Origin of the sequence: Parasutterella secunda, from assembly GCF_016901835.1 — a bacterium.
In the GTDB taxonomy this organism is placed as follows: Bacteria; Pseudomonadota; Gammaproteobacteria; order Burkholderiales; family Burkholderiaceae_F; genus Aphodousia; species Aphodousia faecavium.
The window spans coordinates 65,722-85,666 of the sequence record NZ_JACJKX010000007.1; the positions used below are offsets into that span (position 1 = coordinate 65,722).

Genomic DNA, 19,945 nt, shown 5'->3' on the forward strand with positions numbered 1-19,945 from the left:
CGGTTAAGGCATTAAACCGTCATCACTTCTTTTTCTTTTTCAGCCACGCACTTATCAATGGCTACCACGAAGTTGTCGGTCAACTTCTGGATTTCCTTTTCGGCGCGGGACTCATCATCCTCGGAAATTTCCTTGGCCTTGGTGAGCTTCTTGATCTGCTCGTTGGCGTCACGACGCAAATTGCGCACGGCTACCTTGGCTTCTTCACCCAAGTGACGAACGACCTTCGTCAATTCACGACGACGTTCTTCGGTAAGGGGCGGCAACGGCACACGGATAAGCATGCCGGAGGTGGCCGGATTCAAACCCAAATCAGAAGAACGGATGGCCTTTTCCACGGGAGCAACCATGCTCTTTTCCCACGGTTGAACCGTCAGCGTACGGGCATCGGCCACACCCACCTGAGCAACCTGATTAATCGGGGTCATCGTTCCGTAATAGTCGACCATCACATGATCGAGCAAACCGGTCGAAGCACGGCCCGTACGGATCTTGATGAAATCTTCGCGCAAGGTTTCCACCGTACGGTTCATCTTGTATTCGGTTTGTTTTTGAATTTCACTGATTGACATAAAAAATCACTCCATTGACAATCATCGTCACTGATTAGGGGTTATAGACCAAGGTACCTTCATCTTCACCGCGGCAGACCCTGGCAATGGATCCTTTCTTGCGGATATTGAAGACCTTGATCGGAAGATTCTGTTCACGGCACAAGGCAAAAGCGGTTGCATCCATCACCTTGAGATCGCGCTTGATCACTTCATCGAAGGTAATCGTCTTATAGAACGTGGCATCGGGCACCTTCTTGGGGTCAGCCGAATAGATGCCGTCGACCATCGTGGCTTTCAAAACGATATCGGCACCGATTTCAGCACCACGCAAAGCGGCCGTTGTATCGGTCGTGAAATAGGGATTACCGGTACCCGCAGCAAAAATCACAATACGGCCCTTTTCGAGATGGCGAAGAGCCTTACCACGAATATAGGACTCGGCAATACGTTCAATATTCAATGCACTTTGAACGCGGGCTTCAACACCGTTTTTACGCAAAGCGTCCTGCAGCGCCAAAGCATTCATGAGAGTCGCCAACATCCCCATGTGGTCACCCTGCGTGCGCTCCATCCCGGTCGAACCCAAGGCCACACCGCGGAAGATGTTGCCGCCGCCCACGACGATGCCGATCTGCACGCCCATGTCGTAAGCTTCTTTGATGTCTTCAACCGTTGATTGAATGGTTTCGCGATTGATGCCGAAAGCGTCCGGCCCCATCAAGGACTCACCGGACAACTTCAAAAGCACTCGCTTATATTTCACAGGTGATTGTTCCGTCATTTAGAGAACTCCTGAAATTAGTGACAATCTACAAGCGCACGACAAGCCGCGCATGCAGTCACAAAGCTACAAGCGCACCAATACCTACGCGTTAGTGCCCATTGTAATGAAAAGGCGTGCTCTTGGCTTGCATAAATGCAACAAAAGCAACCTTTTGCGAAAAAATCATCCGCAGACTACCCAAAACCTCCCAAAAGGTTATCCTTGTGATGACAATAATCTTAAAATTTCTTCTCGACTTAGACGATTGGATAAATCCGTACCTTCGAGGAGCGCGTCCGCTAACGATTTTTTTGTCTCATGCAACTCAAGGATTTTCTCTTCAATCGTGTCCTTAGCAATAAGCTTATAAATGGTGACCGGATTTTTCTGACCGATCCGATAGGCTCTGTCGGTAGCTTGGTCTTCAACGGCCGGATTCCACCAAGGATCCAAATGGATTATGTAGCCGGCAGCGGTCAGATTTAATCCGCTACCCCCTGCCTTCAAGCTGATGAGGAAAAGAGACATTTCTCCCTTTTGAAACGTTTCAACCAGCTTTTGACGTTGTGCTGCCGGTGTTGAACCATCCAAATATAAGTAGTCAATATCCAACTGATCCAAACGTTGTTTAATCAATGCTAAGTGTGAATTGACATCCTCCCCTCCGTCAACGGCGGGGATTCCCTACTGTGTCATCGGCTCTCGCCGATGATCACTTCGATGGGTTCCTGCTGCTGACCCGCGCAATGGATTGATTCCATCCGCCGATTCACTCGAGCACGGCCTACTTCACCGAACTCCCCACAGGCTGACATGCGCTGCCCGCGCACCTTTATATTTCTTGCTCCCACTATGTCGGCATTGCCCTGATACCCACAAGTCACGCATATAAAATTCGCCTGACTCTTTCGGTTCTCTTTTGACTCATACCCACATTGCGGACAAGTTCGGGAAGTATACTGAGGCGCCACCTTGATGACGATTCCACCCCTTTGCTCACACTTCCAATGCAGTCGTTGGAAAAACTTCCCCCAGGCTTGATCCAGTATCGCTCGGTTTAATCCCGATTTCTGCGCCACATTGTGACCGGGATCGTCCAATGTCCCGGCGGCACTCGATGTCATATTCTTTATCTTTAAGTCCTCTCGATAGATCACAGCGTGCTTTTTGCTCAGATCCAACGCCACTTTATTGATAAAGTCCTGACGAATATTGCCGATTCGCTGGTGAAACTTTGCGACTTCCTGTTGGGCTTTTTTCCAATTGCTGCTGTATTTCTCCTTTCTTGATAACGCCCTTTGCAACTGCGCCAATTTCTTTAAGTGCTTTTTTAACGCATTGCACGGGGTAATCTGTGTTCCGTCCGAGAGGGTGCAAAACCACACCACTCCCATATCCATCCCGACTTCATCGCCGTTATGCTTGGGGATATCTTTTTCATACTCGGTTTGAATCGAGACATACCAGCCGTCAGCTTTGCGAATGACGGTGATATTTTTTGATTTGCCTTCGATATATCGGCTGCGTCTGTATTTCACAAAACCGATACCGGGCAGGTAGATCTGTTTTCCTGTCTCATCGATTTTGAATCCCTGCGGATAGCGAAATCCGTCCGATGATCCGAACTTCCTGTGAAAGACCGGAAAACCCGCATGACCTGAAAAGAAGTTTGAATACGCTCGGGCAAGATCTTTCATTGACTGCTGAAGGCACTGAGAGTAGCACTCTGAGAGCCATAGCATGTCAGGATCTTTTTTCCAATCAGGCAATAAAGCAGAAAGATTTTTGTAGGTGGGATATTGACCGGTTTTCTTCTCATATTGTTCTTTGGCCCAACTTAAACCTTTGTTATAAACAAAGCGGCAGCAGCCGGCAAAGCGTGACATTAAGCGTGCTTGACGGCCGTTAGGTTTAAGTTTGAAAAGAAAACCTTGGCGGAACAACATGAAACGACATTTTACAAAGTTTTGAACTCTATTTTGTTTAAACTAATTGCCAATTATCATTGGCGTTCCTTATATCCCCGCCATTAATGGCGGGGCTTTACGGAACATCAGGTAAATACTCACGGAGCGTAGTATTACGCAAAAGTTCCCGTAAACCTAAAGCCGTTAGAAAATATTTCTCCCATCCGTAATCGTTGACACGACGAATAATAAAACGATTGACAAGCAGCTCATCTAAAGCATTTTTGTAACCGGCAACAGACCACTTAAATAAGGAAATACTGCCGTACAAATGACTGTCGTATCGATCTAAAGGATCCATCAAAAACAACTTCAAAACCTGATTGGCTGTAATTCGAGTGGAAGAAATGTTGGTTCTGCGCATCGGAGACAATCTTGATTAACCGTTAAAAAAAAACTCCCCGCAACCCGGATCGGATCACGAGGAGCCTCACTCAAAAGTCGAAATTAGGCCTTTTGAGCAGCAGCCATTTGTTCGGCCACTTCAGCAGCAAAGTCGCTTTGCTTCTTTTCAATACCTTCGCCGACAACGAAGAGCACGAAAGAGGCGATGGAAGCACCGTTTTGCTTGAGCAATTCGGCCACGCTCATCTTGTCGTTCTTAACGAACGGTTGAGACAAAAGCGTCACTTCCTTCAAGTACTTCTGAACCGTACCTTCAGCGATGCGTTCGAGCATGGCTTCGGGCTTGCCGGCTTCGCGAGCCTTTTCGATAGCCACGCGACGTTCCGTAGCCAACAATTCGGGATCAACACCATTGGCATCCAAAGCCTTCGGCTTCAAAGCAGCGATGTGCATGGCGACGTCGTGACCGACTTCGTCATTGCCGCCGACCATGTCAACGAGCACACCGATCTTGGAGCCGCCGTGCACGTATTGGTGGAGCTTGCCTTGAGCTTCGATACGCTTGAAGCGACGGAAGGTCATGTTTTCGCCGATCTTACCGACCAAAGCCGTACGCGTGGCTTCGAGGGTTTGACCGTTGACTTCCAAAGCACCCAAAGCGGCGATGTCAGCCGGGTTCTTTTCAGCAACCATGCGGGCAGCATCAGCAGCCATTTGTTGGAATTCGGGGTTCTTGGCAACGAAGTCCGTTTCGGAGTTCACTTCGAAGATGGAACCGATCTTGCCGTCTTCGGAGATGTAGATGCTCACCACACCTTCGGCAGCGATACGGGCAGCGGCTTTGCTAGCCTTGTTGCCGAGCTTCACACGCAAAATTTCTTCAGCGCGAGCCATGTCGCCTTCGGCTTCGGTCAAAGCCTTTTTGCATTCCATCATCGGAGCGTCGGTCTTGACGCGCAATTCTTTAACCATAGCGGCAGTAATAACGGCCATGTATTTCTCCAGTAGAGTTTGGTTTGTGAATTTCAAAAAGGGGCGAGGCTTTACCGAATAAATCCTCGCCCCGAAAAAGAACAACTATTGAAGTTTATTAGGCTTCTTCAGCAACTTCAACGAATTCTTCTTCACCGGCGACTTCCTTCAAGCTTTCTTCGCTTTCTTGGCGACCGGCCAAAATGGCGTCAGCCATTCCGGAGGCATAGATGGAAACGGCCTTGGCCGAGTCATCGTTACCCGGGATAACATAGTCGATGCCGAGCGGGCTGCAGTTCGTGTCCACAACACCGATCACGGGGATACCCAACTTGTTGGCTTCCTGAACGGCGATCTTGTGGTAGCCGACGTCAACGATGAACAAAGCATCGGGCAACGTGGTCATTTCCTTGATACCGCCGATGGAACGGTTGAGCTTTTCAACTTCACGGGTGAAGTCCAAGGCTTCCTTCTTGGTCATCTTTTCCAAGCCGCCGTTGGCGATCGTGTCTTCCATGTCCTTCAAACGCTTGATCGTGAGCTTCACGGTCTTGAAGTTGGTGAGCGTGCCGCCCAACCAGCGTTGATCAACATAGCAGCAACCGGCGCGTTGAGCTTCAGCAACGATCGTGTCACGACCGCCGCGCTTGGTGTCAACAAAAAGAACCTTGCCGCCCTTGGCAGAGAGTTCGCGAGCGAACTTAAGGGCTTGTTCAAACTTCACAACCGTCTTTTCGAGGTTGATGATGTGAATCTTGTTGCGGGCGCCGAAAATGTATTGACCCATCTTCGGATTCCAGAAACGAGTTTGGTGACCGAAGTGGCAACCAGCTTCGAGCATTTCGCGCATGCTAACCATGATAATTTGTTCCTTCTAAGGTTTTAAACTGACAACGCGCCGCTATTTTGCATACCGATCGGTCTTGATCAAACCGATTACAGTTAATGAGCAAAACAACCGTTAGATGACGCGCTGCGCTATTAGAGCTTCCCGAAAATAAAAAAGCCGAGCAAGCGGACGGAAAGCTGAAAAAACCGCTTCTCGACACGAAAATTTCACTACAAAAAGTAGCTTTTTTCGCACAGCTCGCTATTATATGCGAAATCGGCTTGAAAAAAGCAAATTTTCTCAATATTTTGAACAAGTAATCATCAACATACCATGGCTATTGTCATTAAAACTCCCGAAGAAATCGAAGGTATGCGCAAAGCCTGTCGATTGGCTAGTGAAGTCCTTGATTATATTGAACCTTTTGTACTGCCCGGCGTCAAAACCATTGATTTGGACAATCGCATGAATGATTTCATGCTCGCGCACGGCGCCAAATCGGCCTGTCTCGGCTACGCCCCCAAAGGCTTCACACCCTATCCGGGCTCAACCTGCATTTCCGTCAATCACGTGGTCTGCCACGGCATTCCGTCTGAAAAGACTTTAAAAAAAGGCGACATCGTCAATATTGACGTCACGGTTATTCTGGACGGCTTCTACGGTGACACCAGCCGCATGTTCTTTGTCGGCAATAAAGTCTCCGTTTCGGCCCGCCACTTGGTTGAAGCCACGTACGAGTGCATGTGGCGAGGCATTGCCGCTATTGCACCGGGCCGCCCCTTAAACGATGTCGGCATCGCCTGTGAAAAGGTTGCCCGAGAAGAGGGGTTGTCGGTCGTTCACGAATACGGCGGACACGGCGTGGGCCGCAACTTCCACGAAGATCCCTTTGTGTGCCACTACAACACTCAGGACAATCGCATCATTATGAAACCCGGCATGATTTTCACGGTTGAACCGATGCTCAATGCCGGGCGCCGCCACATCTCTGAGCTCAATGACGGCTGGACAGTGGTCACCGCCGACCGCAGTTTATCGGCTCAGTGGGAGCACACGGTGCTTGTGACCGACACGGGCTACGAAGTCTTAACTCTCTCAGACGGCTACCCGCCGATCCCCGATTACATCAAGCGCTAAATGGCAAAAAGGCCGCAGGAATCACACCGAGCGGCCTTCCTTTTATCAGGGCGAAGATCGTCAATCCAATTTTTTAAAAATCAGACTGCCGTTTGTTCCGCCGAAACCAAACGAATTTTTCATCGCGTACCGAATCGTTTTTTCCCGAGCGGTATTCGCGCAATAATCCAGATCACACTCGGGATCAGGATTGTCAAGATTAATGGTCGGGGCTACCACCTGATGATGCAAAGCCAAAACGGTGAGAACCGATTCCATGCCGCCTGCGCCCCCGAAAAGGTGACCGATCATGGATTTCGAAGAGCTGATAAGAAGATTTTTGGCGTGCTCACCGAACACTTCTTTAATCGCCTTGGTTTCGTTGACGTCTCCTAACACGGTAGACGTGCCGTGAGCATTAAGATAATCAATGTCCCGGGGATTGATTCCCGCCTGAGCGATTGCCATACGCATGCAATAAGCCGGTCCTTCAGTGTTGGGCGTCGTGATGTGATGCGCATCTGCCGTCAAACCGTAACCCACGAGTTCGGCGTAGATCTTTGCGCCTCGGGCTAGCGCATGTTCATACTCTTCGAGAACCAAGACCCCCGCTCCTTCACCGAACACAAACCCGTCACGATCTTTATCAAAGGGACGCGACGCTTTTTGCGGTTCATCGTTTCTGCGAGACATGGCATGCATGCTGTCAAAACCTGCCATCGGCAAACCGCAAATGGGCGCATCGGTGCCTCCCGCAATCATCACGTCCGCATCCCCTCTTTTAATCATCCAGGCGGCTTCGCCTATGCTGTGCAGTCCCGTAGAGCAAGCACTGACGTGAGCCATATTGGGCCCCTTAAACCCGGTCATAATTGCCAATTGACCGGAAACCATGTTAATGATGCAGCCCGGAATCAGAAAAGGCGAGACGCGTCTGGGCCCCCGATCGAGCAGAGTTTCGTGATTGTCCATAATCATCGGAATGCCGCCGATGCCCGAACCCACGGCGCAGCCGATGCGTCGCAGATTTTCTTTTTCGGGATCAAGACCGCTGTCTTTGATGGCTTGAAAAGCCGCGGCAATCCCGAAATGAATAAAGCGGTCAAAACGCCTGGCTTCCTTAGCCGGCATGTAAGGCGTCACATCAAAGTCCTTGACTTCCGCGGCAATCCGGCAGCCGAATTCTGTCGCATCAAAACGAGTCACTGCTCCTACGCCGCTTTTACCCGCAAGCGCATTTTTCCAAATCGTTTCAATATCGTTGCCGATAGGGCACACGCCCCCTAAACCCGTCACAACAACCCGACGCATGATGAGATTCCTCTTTATTAAATATGTCTGCAACGAGCCAAAAAAGTTTTTACCCGTGCAAATGAGCAAACTGCAATACGGTCAATCATGCTAACAAACGGAAAATCGCTTGAGAATCCTCCGTTTTGGGTAAAGGCAATACCAAGGCGGATGAGTCAATTGACAAAACAATGTCTTTTTGAAGCCTTTAAAATGGGAAGAATACGTTCTTAAATACTGGGCGCCGGAAACCATGGCCGACTTTATCGAAAACTTTAAAAAACTCTCGGCTGAACTCGCCGAAAAATTCATGACAGATGGCCGTGTGACGAGCTACCTCTCGGCCCACACGGCCGCAGCCGATCAGTGCATTCGAGAAATTGCCAGAGAGGAAAACTTAAGCGGTGACTACGCCTTGGTCGCTTTAGGCGGTTACGGTCGAAAAGAACTTTTCCCCTACTCCGATCTCGATGTCATGGTTTTGTGTGACCACGATCCCGATCAAAAAGAAGGTGAGAAAATCGAGCATTTTCTGATGCGGCTTTGGGATATGGGATTGACGGTCGGCTCAAGCGTACGCACAGTTGACAATGCCCTCAATGAGAGCAGTCGTGATATCACGGTTCAAACGGCTATTTTGGAAGCGCGTCTGATCACAGGCAACGCCTCCTTATTTGCTGAACTTCAAAAAGAATTTTTCAGACAAATGGATGCGGCGGGTTTTTACCGTGCCAAATCGCTCGAATTGCGTCAACGCCATCAAAAATACGAGGACACTCCCTATTCATTGGAACCCAACGTCAAGGAAAGTCCCGGCGGACTGCGTGACCTGCACGTGCTTTTCTGGTGTTCGCACGCCGCAGGCATGGGCTCAACCCCGGAGGAGATGCTTGCCGCCGGCACGCTCTCGGCTCAGGAAGCCGACAAACTCAAAGAGGCGCATCACGCCCTCAAAACCTTTCGCATTTACCTGCACCTCATGGCCAAACGGCACGAGGACCGTTTGATTTTTGACCTCCAAAACCGAGTGGCAAAGGCTGCCGGCTACAAAGACACCGAGCATCAACTGGCCGGTGAAGCCCTCATGAAGCGCTACTATCTCACGGCGAAATCCGTGATGCAGTTATCGGACATTTTCATGCAGATGTTCGAAGACAAGTTCTTTGACGAAGGCTATGTGAAAGAAAACGTCATCGACCGCACTTTTATTGCCCGAGGCTATACGCTCGATATCACGCACGACGGGGCTTTTAAAGATGACCCCAATGCTATTTTGCGTGCGTTCTACCTGCTTGAAAGTTCCGCGCCTTTAAAACGCCTCAGTGTCTCGCTTTTGCGTGAACTCATGAGTGCAAGAGAGCTCATAGATGAGCATTTCAGACAGGATCACGCCAATAAAAGCATGTTCCTGCAGATTATCAAAATGCCGCACGGCGTAAGCCACGCCTTACTTGACTTGAATCAATGGGGCATTCTGGAGTTGTTTTTACCGGAATTCCGACACATTGTCGGTCAGATGCAGCACGATCTCTTTCACACCTACACCGTTGACCAACACACAATGCGTGTAGTGCGCAACATCCGCTACTTCTCCCGCAGTGAATACGCTCATGAGTATCCGATCTGCACGCGTCTGATGCAGTCGATGAAAGACAATTGGCGGTTGGTGTTGGCAGCCCTTTTTCACGATATCGGCAAGGGCCTGGGTGGTCATCACGAGAAAATCGGAGCCGATATTCTCAAAGCGTTTTGCGAGCGCTTTGAAATTGATCAGGAAACGACCGATTACCTCATTTTTCTGGTCCGTGAGCATCTCACGATGAGTTTGGTTGCACAAAAACAGGACCTGTCAGACCCCGATGTCATCAAACGCTTTGCCGAAGTGGTGCAAACCGAAGACAGACTCAACGGCCTATTCCTTCTGACCGTCTGCGACATCCGCGCGACGGGCCCCAAGGTCTGGACTCAATGGAAAAGTCAACTGCTGCAGGATTTGTATTGGCAGACGCTGCCCTTGGTTCGTCAGGGCGGGGCGCCCGATCGACAATCACTTTTGCTGCAACGGCAAAAAGAGGCGGGAAAACTCATTGTTGAAGCCGGAGTCAAGCCCGAGCAGATTGAAGCCATCTGGAAAACGCTCACCCTTCAGTACTACCTGCGGCATACGGCCGAAAGTATTGCCTGGCAAACTGTTTCGCTAGCCAAGTTTTTCCCGACCGAAAGCCCCTTTGTGGCTACACGCGTATTGGCACAAAATGCGGGTATCGAAATTCTTGTCTACACGCCTGACCGTGCCGGTCTTTTTGCGAGCATTCTGGGGTTTTTACAAAAAAAGCGCTTCTCCGTTCTTGATGCCCGAATCTACACCACACTGGATCACAAAGCCTTCAATACGTTTGTAGTAAGCGACAACGGTTCGCGCGACATCAATCAACTCGCTCGAGAGCTTGAACCGGAACTGACTGAGTGGCTTACTCATCCGAAAGAGTTGCCAAAAACCAAACCGGGGAAACTCTCTCGCCGTTCGCGTCACTTCCCCCTACAGCCGATTGTCAATATTGAAGCGGATGAAACGGGCCGAAATTGGCTCTTATCCGTGACCTGCATGGATCGAATCGGATTGTTGTTTGATATTGCAACAATATTAAATAAATATCATGTCAATCTTCAAACTGCCAAAATCATGACCATGGGCGAGCGGGTAGAAGACGTATTCTTAATTGATGGAGAAGCTCTCAAGGATATTCCGACGACCGTTGCTATTGAACGCGATCTGATGGAAGTTCTGACGCCTAACCTGTAGGAAAAAGCCGAAGTTCAAAAATATTGACTTCGGCTTTCCGGTCTATTTTTCTTCGATTTTGATGTTGTGGTGGCGATTTCTCACCTTGATGCCGACATCCCAGACGACACCTTTGGGCGTAGTGATTTTGTTGGCCCCCAAAACCTCTGCACGAGGCCACTTTTCGTGCACCTCTTTAAGAACATTCTGCGCAATCGCATCGACTGTCACATCTTCTTTTGAACGAATCAATTCACCTTTTTCAGAAATGTGCGCTTCAATCTCAAGGCGACCGTGGCGTGCATCAACCTCATAGGAATGGGTATCCTCATCCCAATCCCACTCGGTGACCGAGGCCTCGGGAAAATGTTTTTCAAAAGTGCTTTTGACCAAATCCGGCACCATTGAGGCAGAGATTTCTCCGGCCCATACCGGCGCAGAACAAAAAAGTCCGGCTAGGAGCAAAACGGATTTTTTTATGGCTTCAGTTTTCATAATCATTTTTCCGAGGGATATTTTTAAACAAAATCGTAAGCGGCCACGCACTCGGCCAAGATTCGTTCAAGCGTTGACACCGATCGGCCCATATTAAGTTTGATGGCTTCAAAATCAAGGCGATTATCAACAAGACCGGCCGCCCAATTGACGCTGAAACAAATCAATGCATAACGCATTCCTAATTCACGAGCCAAGACGGCTTCGGGCATCGCAGTCATCCCCACCAAATCACAGCCGTCCATGATCATGCGACGAACTTCGGCTGCGGTTTCCAATCGCGGCCCTTGCGTGCAGGCATAGGTTCCCCGATTATGCACATAGACCTTGCAAGTTTGTGCAGCATCGAGAATTTTCCCTCGCAGTCCTTCATCAAAAGGTTGGGTGAAATCAACGTGAGAGGTCGCGATGGGGGCTTCTCCCCAGTACGTGCTTTCACGGCCGCTTGTGTAATCGATAAGCTGATCGGGAACCGTAAAGTGACCGGGCGCATTCTCAGCTGACATGCCGCCAACCGATCCCACGGCGATGATATCGGTGACGCCCGCCTCATGAAGTGCCCACATCTGTGCACGGGCCGGAATTTGATGCGGTGCATAACGATGATCTTTTCCGTGACGATGCAATACAACAATCGTTTTATTACAAAAAATGCCGATATCAAACTCCGCCTCACCGAAGGGCGTCGTGACTTTCTGCGTTCGGGCATTTTGAAGAACGAAATTTTCAAAACCACTGCCGAATACCAATCCCAACATATTTACTCACCTTTCAACAATTCCAACATTTGTGCCTGATCGATAACCGTCACGCCAAGGGCCTGAGCTTTTTCCAATTTACTGCCTGCTTCGGAGCCTGCCACAACGTAATCGGTCTTTTTACTCACGCTTGAAGCCACCTTGGCGCCCTGCGCAAGCAAAAGCGCTTTGGCTTCTTCCCGACTCATTGAGGGAAGCGTTCCGGTCAGAACAAAGGTTTTGCCGGAAACGGCGGCATTCTGTGCCACGGCTTCAGGAGTCGGCCAATGTACGCCAAGCTCAATTAGCTCATCAATGACATTGCCATTATGAGGTTCTTCAAAAAAGTGAATAATCGATTGAGCGATCACGTCTCCCACATCATTGACCGCCAAAAGCGAGGGGGCATCCGCCTCTCTTATCGATTGCAAACTTCTGAAGTGAGAAGCAAGGTCTCGGGCCGTACTTTCACCGACGTGCCGAATGCCCAAAGCGTAAATGAATCGGGCAAGAGTCGTTTCTTTACTCTTTTGCAGAGCCTGCAGCAAATTGGCTGCGCTTTTCTTACCGAAACGCTCCAAGGACAAAAGTTTGTCTTCGGTGAGGCGATAAAGATCCGCAGGCGTTCGAATAAGATCGGCCTCAAGCAACTGATCGATCACCTTTTCACCCAGTCCGTCAATATTTAAAGCCAGGCGCGAAGCAAAGTGCACGAGCGACTCGCGTCTTTGAGCCGGGCAAAATAGTCCGCCCGTGCACCGGGTATCTTTTTCCTCTTCATCCCTGAAGGTTTCCGATCCGCAAACGGGGCATCGCTGCGGCATGACAAAATCTCTTTCGGTTCCCTTGCGTCTTTCGGGTAAAACCCGAACGATTTCAGGAATCACGTCGCCAGCGCGTCGCACGACAACCGTATCCCCTATTTTCAAACCCAATTCTGCAATAAAGTCTTCGTTGTGAAGCGTAGCGTTCGAAACGGTGACGCCGCCCACAAAAACGGGTTTAAGTCGAGCCACCGGGGTGAGTTTCCCGGTTCTGCCCACCTGCACATCAATGTCTTCGAGCACCGTGAGCGCTTCTTCGGGCGGATACTTATGCGCACAGGCCCATCGCGGTTCCCGAGAAATAAAACCCAACTCATTTTGCTGGGCAATCTGATTGACTTTATAGACCACGCCGTCGATTTCAAAGGGTAATGTCGGGCGAATCTCTTTGACCCAATCATGAAATTGCGCAAGGGCCTTCCAACCGTAGACCACGCGGCGCTCTTTGGCAACCGGGAATCCCCAACTTTCGAGTTTATCCAAAATGCCGCTATGCGTCGTGGCAATCACTCGGCTCACCTCCCCCACCCCATAGGCATAAAAGGAAAGTTTTCGCTTGGCGGTTACCTTGGGATCGAGCTGACGCAAGCATCCTGCGGCTGCATTTCTCGGATTAACAAAAGGCTTTAATTCCTCTAAGCGTTGCTCATCATTGAGTCGCTCAAAATCAGCCTTGTGCATGATCACTTCACCGCGCACTTCCAAAACGGGAGGAACATCGTCGGGCAGCTGCAGAGGAATCGTTCGGATCGTTTTCACATTGGCCGTTACGTCTTCACCGACAAGGCCGTCGCCTCGAGTGGCAGCCGAGACCAACACGCCGTTTTCATAGCGAAGATTCATCGCCAAGCCGTCAAATTTGAGCTCCACGTCGTATTGCACATCGGGATCGTTCTCAGCTAATTGCAACCCTTTTCTGACCCGCTCATCAAACGCTTTAGCGCCTTCAGCCTCAAAGTCCGTTTCCGTATGAATGGAGAGCATCGGAACAGCGTGCGTGATTTTGACGAGATCGCTTCTCGCGGCACCGCCCACTCGCTCCGTGGGCGAGGCCTTGGACTTTAAGTGCGGATACTTTTTTTCGAGCTCGCTTAATTGTCGAAAGGCTTTGTCGTATTCGCTGTCGGGCACGCTCGGTGCATCCAAGACGTAGTACTCGTAATTCCAACGCTCCAAATTCTTTTCAAGCGAGCGCATGTCGGCCGCAACAGTCGCTTCATCAACCGGCTGCGGCGACACGGTATCGGGGTCCGTATCAAACAGACTTAACGTTGTATCGGTAAATGTTTTTTTCATGGGGTTAAAAAGAGCGGCCTCACGGTCGCTCTTTCGTTCAAAGAATCAGTCTCTGGTAAAAAGCACCCGTGCGCGAGGGCTGCCGGGTTCAATATTGGCCTTAATCATCTCCTGATAATATTTTTTCAATTGATGATTAATGGATTGGGCCGATTCCGTGTTAATCGGTCGGTCACGCGAATCCTGCAGTTGCAGATTCAGTCGTGCACACAAATCGTTGGAAACAGAGAAAAGCGTACGCAAAGGGTTGGAATCGGGCGAAGCCAGCGGTGCATCCAACGCAATGGTGAGGTAACGGCGATCAAAATCATCCTGATGCAGGAAAATCGTCGCTTCGGCAATACGCTTGGCAGTCCCCAGGAAATAACGCATGGGATTGAGCTGCGTGAAGCCGGCCAAACGGGCAGCTTCTGCCACATCATTGGGATTGAGGGGTTCCTTGGAAGCCATCACAAAATTAAGCTGCACGTCCAGTCGCATGACATCTTTGTAGAGCTTTTGAGCTCGCTTGACGATCTCGTGCGAGGCTTCCGTATCGCTGTCGGCTTCCAGGGCAATGCCGATCTGCTGCACGGCACTGGCAAAGCGGCTCGCATCCATCTCATTGATGCAACCCTGACGATTAGCCAATAAAAGCACCACCGCCAATTCACTGTAGCGGCCGACGGCGCTCGGTTGATACCAACGCTTGTTATCGGACCGACAAACGTAAATTCGAAGCGGAAGGTTAAGCTTTTGCAGACTCGCTACCATTTCCATCATCTTTTTACCGTCAACCGGCTTATTGGACTGCACCCAGCCCACGGTTTCAGTGACCTCGTCATGACGGAAATGCGCCAAACCCTCTTTCGGGAAGGTGCTGGGAGCCGGGGCTTCAGGCTCCGCCGTCTCTTTGGTTTCTTCGGTTACCAGATTCGTAAAGAGATTTTCCTGTTTGGGCTCTTTAGGAGCAGCCGATTCAGGCTTTTTAGTCTGCACGGGCACTTCGGGCAATACCGGCGACGTTTGCTCATTGGGTTGTGAGACCTCTGAGGTTTGGGCGGCAGTGGCCGTTGTATCGGCTATTTCCTGCCAGGTCGCTTTAGGTTTCTCGGTCTCGTTATCAGGCATTGAAGGAGTCAAAGCAACACCTGAGCGCTCGTCGCCCGCGTGATCAGTCACGCTTTCAACTTCAAACCCCACCGTACCGTTATTGAGATTACGAATCAATTCCTGTTGGTTGGCTTGGCGTTTGGGAGGATTGTTGTACATGCCGTTTTTGGGCAAGTTACTCAGACCGACTTTCCCCTCTCTGTTTTTCTTGGCTTCCATTCGGGACCATAAGAACAATCCGACCAGAATGATGGCCGCCCCGATCACCAAAAAAAGAACCGTTTCATTCATAAAAACAACCTCAACGCGCAACGCCCGCGCACAAGCACAATTGTGTTTTTTCAGCCCTTCAGACTGAGAGTACAGTCTGTTATTTTAGAGCAAGGCTGAGGGTCTTTTCAGCTTTGAAGGAAAAATTTTCCAATTGACGCTAAAAGAAGACTTTTAAGTCCTAAAAATCACCGGTTTTGAGGCTTTTGTGCGTATTGACTGGCCTCGGCAATATCAACGCTCACCACACGGGATACGCCGGGTTCCTTCATCGTGACCCCGATCAATTGATTGGTGTGTTCCATCGTCACCCGATGGTGTGTAATCATCATAAATTGTGTGTTTTCACTCATGGCACCGACCAATCTCGATAAACGCTCCTGGTTGGCCTCATCAAGCGGGGCATCGATTTCGTCCAAAAGGCAAAACGGTGCCGGATTTAGGGTAAAGAATGCAAACACGAGCGCTGTAGCCGTAAGCGTCAATTCGCCCCCGGAGAGTTGGCGGATAGAGTGATTGTGTTTACCGGGAGGATTGGCAAACATTTCAATCCCCGCTTCAAGCGCATCATCGCTTGTCATTTCCAATCGTGCATGACCACCGTTGAAAAGTTGGGTGAACTTCTGATTGAAAGCCTCATTGACCCGATTGAAGGTATCGGTCAGGAGAGCACGGGTCTCGTGGTCAATCTTTTTGATCGCCGCTTCAATGGTCGCAATGGCCTGTTCAAGGTCAAGCACTTCGCGATCGATTCGATCGACTTCGGCTTGCTGTGCAGTCAATTGCTCAAGAGCGGCGTGGTTCACGGCCCCCAACTGCGCCATGTCCCGCGCAATCTGTTCGACCTCCTGGCGCAAGGCATTGAGTTTCGGGCGCTCAAGTTCATAGCGGGTACGAAGCGCCTGCTCATCAAAATCCAATTCTTCCAGACGGCTTTTGACTGTCCCATATTCCACCTCGTGTTGACCGCGTTTGGCAATCAAGTCGCCCATGCGGTTTTGTTCTCGGCGTTTAGCGTCTTCGAAAGCCTCCAATGATTTTTCGGCTTGGGCCACACTCGCTTCAATTTGCGTGAGCTTTTCTTTAACCGCCTCAACCGCAGCCTGGGCCACCTCACGTTTTGCCAGAAGTTCCTGAAGACCCGCTTTTTCACTGTCTTCATCGAGTTCTTCCAAACGTGCCGTCACCTCTTGAATTTTCTCTTTGAGTTCAACCTGCTCATTCTGAGCCACAAGCTGCGCTCGCTGTGCTTCGCCTATGCGCTCGGAAAGATTCTTGAGCGTCATCTCTATTTCACGCTGCGTGTAGGCAAAAACATTGAATTCCTGCTCAGCCTGTTTGGCTTGCTGACGAGCCATCTCCCAAGCCTGGCGGGCGTCTTCGGACTTTTGCTGACGTTGCGCCACCTCTTCATCCATTGCCGAAAACCGCTCTTCTGCCTCTTCGATCGCTGCGCTTGTCTCTTCAAGCTGCGCTTGAGCTTCCTCAATCCATTCGCTCAATTCCTCGCTGCGATTTCTATAGGCTTCAATGGCGGCGGTCATCCGCGTCACTTCAAGTGCCAATTCACTTTCTTTTGTTCTCACGCTTTCAAAGTGTGTCGTAGCGCTGCGAAGTTGATCACCGGCTCGGGAAACCTGAATATGAATCTGCCCCAACTGTTCGTGAAGGCTCTCGAGCTCTTGACGAAGCGTCTGGTTTTCCTCTTCAAGAGCAGAAATTTCCGCCCGACGCGATAAAAGACCGGTTGAGTCATCGGCCCAGAAATTCACGCTCACCTGATCGACGATGTGACCTTGCGGCGTCACAAAATGGCAACCCGGCGGTAAAAGATTGACTTGAGAGACCGCCTGACGGACATTTTCCGCCACAAAATAGTGAGACAACCACCGAGACAGGGCCGCACGGGTTTCTTCGTTATGCTTGTCAAAATGAAGCTTTTCAATGAGGCACGTTAACCCCGCAGGCGTTTCGATAGCCTCCGTCGGTAAAAGCGTCGAATAAAAGGTCAGTTTGGCGGGAGGGGCGGCCATTTCAAAACCGGCAGCCATGGATAAATTTGTGATTCCCAAAGCGTTGACGCGTTCCCGAAGCACGGCTTCCAATGCACGGGCCCAGCCGCTTTGAGGCTGAAGCTTTTCAAATAACCGAGCCAGACCCGAAAGTCCCTGCCGAGACAGCCACTCGGAGAGTTTATCTGCCGTGAGAGACTTTTCTTCCAACTCTTTAAGAGTGGCAAGTTTTGCCGTCAGTGCTGCCTGACGCTGCTCTTTTTCGTGAATCGTTTTTTGCAACTCAGCCAATTCGGCACGAGTCTCTTCAAGTTCTGCCTGAGACTCTTCACGTTGTTCTTTAAGTGCTGCGCTGTCTTCTCGAACAATAGCGAGCTCTTCCTTGATCGACTCAAAACGCACCATATCGGGCGCTTCAGTCTGTGCGGCTTCACGTTTGAATTTTTCCAGGCGAAGCGTTAACTCTTCTTTGGTTTTGGACAGTGTAGCCATTTCCAAAGACAGACTTCGGGATTCGTTTTCGATTTTCTGCGCTTCTTTCTGAAGCGCTTCATAGTCCTGGTGCTTTTGCATGGCGATGTCTTCGGAAAGATTTTTCTTTTCCTCAAGCACCGCCTCGCGCTCATTGGCACTGGCAACAAGCTCTTCCTTTTCTTCGCGTTCAAGCGTGAGCGTATGAATCTTTTCGCCCTGTACGGTGACTTCATTGGTACGGGCCTGCAACATCGAGCGGTAGCTCTCCAGTTGCGTTTTCATTAAGGCACGACGCTCGATAATGGAACGGATATTGCCTTCCACCGCTGAAATCTGCTTATCAACCTCAGCCAATGACTGCGTTTTACCGAGCACCATAATGTTGGCCTCATTAAATTGCGAGCGTAAAGTCTGAAGTCTTTCACGAAGCTTAGCCGATTCACTGTCGTTTTCACCGACTTTGGTCTGCGCCTGAGCAATTTGCGCATTGATGCGATCGATTGCATTTTGCGCCTCTACCATCTGGGCAAACCACCAAAGCGACTCCTGCGCCTGACGTTTCGTGTTGAGGGCCTGATAGTGTTTAGCGACCTCAGCTTCTTCTTGCAGACGCTTTAACGACTCGCGACGAGTCACCTGCAGGTCACTGACGCGGTCCAGATTGGCTCGGGTGCTGGCAAGTTTGGATTCAGCCTCTTTGCGGCGTTTTTTGTATTTGGAAACGCCGGCCGCTTCTTCGAGATATTCGCGACGCTTTTCGGGCGAATCTTTGGCAAATTCCGTCACCATACCTTGACTGATGATGGCGTAGGAGTTGGCCCCCAACCCGGTTCCCATAAAAAGATCACGCACATCGGTGGCTCGGACCTGCTGATTGTTGATAAGGTACGAGCTCGTATTGTCGCGCGTTAAAACGCGCTTCACAGAAATATCCGCATAAGCTCCCCAAGGGCCTTGAAGCGTTCCGTCGCTATTGTCAAAGACCAGTTCCACCATCGCGCGGCCGGCGGGTTTTCTGTTATCGGAGCCGGCAAAGATGAGCTCACTCATGCTCTTGCAGCGCAAGTCACTGGCTTTACCTTCACCCAAAGCCCAGCGTACGGCCTCAATCACATTGGATTTGCCGCAGCCGTTCGGGCCCACAATCCCGACGATGGATGAAGGTACTTCAATAACGGTGAGGTCAGCGAAAGACTTAAACCCGCTGATGCGTATTTGGCGCAAACGCACGGATATTTCCTAAATAATCGATTACAAAGATTTTGATTTTAAAAACAAAAAAGGCGCCTTGTCCAGACGCCCGGGCTGTGCTCAGGCTTTACGGCACTTCGCACAGCGTAGCAAACTCAAACGTTTAACGGCGGCGATCGCGATCGGTTTCCGGAGACGGATCCTGGTGAATGAACTCATCGTGGTAGGCGATGCGCCAGGAGCGATAGTAACACCACATACGGAAGAAGCAGATAAAGAGCGAACCCCCCCAGATACTTAACGTGTTGTCAAAGCCCAATTCAATCATGGCAATGTAGAGCCAGCAACCCGCAAAGGCCACGGACCCATAGGGCTGGTGGTCATAAATTAAGGAGGGCTTGATATTGAGGAAGGCATCACGGCAAAGACCGCCGAAAACACCGGTAGCCACACCGCACAACACAGCGGGCAGATAAGGCACGCCGAGGTTGACACCGTGGCTTGTCCCTACCGCAGAGAAAAAGCCCAAACCGATAGCGTCGCTCCAGACAAAAATGTCGTACGAGAGGTGCTTTTTATAAAAGCGGAAAAGCATCGGCGTAAAGATGGCCATAAAGAGCACAAGCCAGACGAGCTCCTGATTGGCAATCCAATACATCGGACGACGGTCAATCAACAGATCACGCATAATCCCGCCGCCGAAAGCGGTGGAAAAAGCCAAGACAAAAACACCGACCGGGTCACACTTCATGCGAATCCCGATCAAAATACCGGCAAAAGCAAAAGCGACAATACCGATCACGTCGGTTAAATAGAGAAGATCTACCTTGTTATAAAAGGCCTCGAGAGCAGCGGTGATATCCATGACAAATTTCAGTTGATGGAGGTCATTTAAAAAATTTTCGTCATTTTAAGCAATTTGAATCAATGCTTCAA

The 19,945-nt window shown here is 50.2% G+C and carries 16 protein-coding genes; 2 read left to right on the top strand and 14 right to left on the bottom strand.

The genetic code is table 11. From position 1 onward, the window contains the following. Positions 1-11: 11 nt before the first annotated feature. The 7 genes from frr to rpsB form a co-directional block, all read right to left on the bottom strand. Entirely contained in the window at positions 12-572 is a 561-nt protein-coding gene (frr, locus tag H5985_RS05105) for a ribosome recycling factor (protein ID WP_205050235.1), read from the bottom strand. 34 nt (positions 573-606) lie between these two features. Next, positions 607-1,335: a UMP kinase gene (pyrH, locus tag H5985_RS05110; protein WP_205050236.1), complete on the bottom strand. Its 729-nt coding sequence runs from the start codon at positions 1,333-1,335 to the stop codon at positions 607-609. A 198-nt stretch (positions 1,336-1,533) separates the two neighbouring features. After that, on the bottom strand, positions 1,534-1,953 hold the full coding sequence (locus H5985_RS05115) for a DEAD/DEAH box helicase (protein ID WP_338124956.1): 420 nt from the start codon (positions 1,951-1,953) through the stop codon (positions 1,534-1,536). A gap of 56 nt (positions 1,954-2,009) precedes the next feature. Next, positions 2,010-3,263 (bottom strand): RNA-guided endonuclease InsQ/TnpB family protein, encoded by a 1,254-nt coding sequence (locus tag H5985_RS05120; protein WP_239481618.1) that lies wholly within the window; start codon positions 3,261-3,263, stop codon positions 2,010-2,012. 97 nt (positions 3,264-3,360) lie between these two features. Further along, the gene (locus H5985_RS05125; protein ID WP_205050237.1) at positions 3,361-3,648 is read right to left on the bottom strand and encodes a hypothetical protein; all 288 of its coding nucleotides are present in this window, start codon (positions 3,646-3,648) and stop codon (positions 3,361-3,363) included. A gap of 83 nt (positions 3,649-3,731) precedes the next feature. Further along, positions 3,732-4,622, bottom strand: coding sequence for a translation elongation factor Ts (tsf, locus tag H5985_RS05130; RefSeq protein WP_205050238.1), 891 nt, complete (start codon positions 4,620-4,622; stop codon positions 3,732-3,734). A gap of 97 nt (positions 4,623-4,719) precedes the next feature. Continuing rightward, complete coding sequence (rpsB, locus tag H5985_RS05135; RefSeq protein WP_205050239.1) at positions 4,720-5,460, bottom strand: 30S ribosomal protein S2; 741 nt, start codon at positions 5,458-5,460, stop codon at positions 4,720-4,722. A 303-nt stretch (positions 5,461-5,763) separates the two neighbouring features. On the opposite strand from rpsB, the gene map reads away from it, so the two are divergent. Continuing rightward, on the top strand, positions 5,764-6,567 hold the full coding sequence (gene map / locus H5985_RS05140) for a type I methionyl aminopeptidase (RefSeq protein ID WP_205050240.1): 804 nt from the start codon (positions 5,764-5,766) through the stop codon (positions 6,565-6,567). 60 nt (positions 6,568-6,627) lie between these two features. Here map and fabF read toward each other — a convergent pair whose 3' ends face one another. After that, positions 6,628-7,857, bottom strand: coding sequence for a beta-ketoacyl-ACP synthase II (fabF, locus tag H5985_RS05145; protein WP_205050241.1), 1,230 nt, complete (start codon positions 7,855-7,857; stop codon positions 6,628-6,630). A gap of 232 nt (positions 7,858-8,089) precedes the next feature. Between fabF and H5985_RS05150 the strand changes: the two genes are divergently transcribed. Then, positions 8,090-10,639, top strand: a complete 2,550-nt coding sequence (locus tag H5985_RS05150; RefSeq protein ID WP_205050242.1) for a [protein-PII] uridylyltransferase — start codon at positions 8,090-8,092, stop codon at positions 10,637-10,639. Positions 10,640-10,681: 42 nt separating this feature from the next. Here H5985_RS05150 and H5985_RS05155 read toward each other — a convergent pair whose 3' ends face one another. The 6 genes from H5985_RS05155 to H5985_RS05180 form a co-directional block, all read right to left on the bottom strand. Beyond that, the gene (locus H5985_RS05155) at positions 10,682-11,113 is read right to left on the bottom strand and encodes a PepSY-like domain-containing protein (protein WP_205050243.1); all 432 of its coding nucleotides are present in this window, start codon (positions 11,111-11,113) and stop codon (positions 10,682-10,684) included. A 23-nt stretch (positions 11,114-11,136) separates the two neighbouring features. Beyond that, on the bottom strand, positions 11,137-11,871 hold the full coding sequence (locus tag H5985_RS05160) for an S-methyl-5'-thioinosine phosphorylase (protein WP_205050244.1): 735 nt from the start codon (positions 11,869-11,871) through the stop codon (positions 11,137-11,139). Positions 11,872-11,873: 2 nt separating this feature from the next. Continuing rightward, on the bottom strand, positions 11,874-13,970 hold the full coding sequence (ligA, locus tag H5985_RS05165; protein ID WP_205050245.1) for an NAD-dependent DNA ligase LigA: 2,097 nt from the start codon (positions 13,968-13,970) through the stop codon (positions 11,874-11,876). A 45-nt stretch (positions 13,971-14,015) separates the two neighbouring features. Beyond that, positions 14,016-15,353: a hypothetical protein gene (locus tag H5985_RS05170; RefSeq protein WP_205050246.1), complete on the bottom strand. Its 1,338-nt coding sequence runs from the start codon at positions 15,351-15,353 to the stop codon at positions 14,016-14,018. Positions 15,354-15,520: 167 nt separating this feature from the next. Then, entirely contained in the window at positions 15,521-19,048 is a 3,528-nt protein-coding gene (smc, locus tag H5985_RS05175) for a chromosome segregation protein SMC (protein WP_205050247.1), read from the bottom strand. Positions 19,049-19,172: 124 nt separating this feature from the next. Then, positions 19,173-19,874, bottom strand: coding sequence for a trimeric intracellular cation channel family protein (locus tag H5985_RS05180; protein ID WP_205050248.1), 702 nt, complete (start codon positions 19,872-19,874; stop codon positions 19,173-19,175). Between the last annotated feature and the right edge of the window lie 71 nt (positions 19,875-19,945).

What these genes read in the sequence shown, in the direction of transcription:
- H5985_RS05150 (WP_205050242.1), top strand. Translation starts at nt 8,090, where the DNA reads ATGGCCGACTTTATCGAAAACTTTAAAAAACTCTCGGCTGAACTCGCC.
- H5985_RS05170 (WP_205050246.1), bottom strand. Translation starts at nt 15,353, where the DNA reads ATGAATGAAACGGTTCTTTTTTTGGTGATCGGGGCGGCCATCATTCTG.
- H5985_RS05125 (WP_205050237.1), bottom strand. Translation starts at nt 3,648, where the DNA reads ATGCGCAGAACCAACATTTCTTCCACTCGAATTACAGCCAATCAGGTT.
- tsf (WP_205050238.1), bottom strand. Translation starts at nt 4,622, where the DNA reads ATGGCCGTTATTACTGCCGCTATGGTTAAAGAATTGCGCGTCAAGACC.
- fabF (WP_205050241.1), bottom strand. Translation starts at nt 7,857, where the DNA reads ATGCGTCGGGTTGTTGTGACGGGTTTAGGGGGCGTGTGCCCTATCGGC.
- frr (WP_205050235.1), bottom strand. Translation starts at nt 572, where the DNA reads ATGTCAATCAGTGAAATTCAAAAACAAACCGAATACAAGATGAACCGT.
- H5985_RS05155 (WP_205050243.1), bottom strand. Translation starts at nt 11,113, where the DNA reads ATGAAAACTGAAGCCATAAAAAAATCCGTTTTGCTCCTAGCCGGACTT.
- H5985_RS05120 (WP_239481618.1), bottom strand. Translation starts at nt 3,263, where the DNA reads ATGTTGTTCCGCCAAGGTTTTCTTTTCAAACTTAAACCTAACGGCCGT.
- ligA (WP_205050245.1), bottom strand. Translation starts at nt 13,970, where the DNA reads ATGAAAAAAACATTTACCGATACAACGTTAAGTCTGTTTGATACGGAC.
- rpsB (WP_205050239.1), bottom strand. Translation starts at nt 5,460, where the DNA reads ATGGTTAGCATGCGCGAAATGCTCGAAGCTGGTTGCCACTTCGGTCAC.
- H5985_RS05160 (WP_205050244.1), bottom strand. Translation starts at nt 11,871, where the DNA reads ATGTTGGGATTGGTATTCGGCAGTGGTTTTGAAAATTTCGTTCTTCAA.
- H5985_RS05180 (WP_205050248.1), bottom strand. Translation starts at nt 19,874, where the DNA reads ATGGATATCACCGCTGCTCTCGAGGCCTTTTATAACAAGGTAGATCTT.
- pyrH (WP_205050236.1), bottom strand. Translation starts at nt 1,335, where the DNA reads ATGACGGAACAATCACCTGTGAAATATAAGCGAGTGCTTTTGAAGTTG.
- map (WP_205050240.1), top strand. Translation starts at nt 5,764, where the DNA reads ATGGCTATTGTCATTAAAACTCCCGAAGAAATCGAAGGTATGCGCAAA.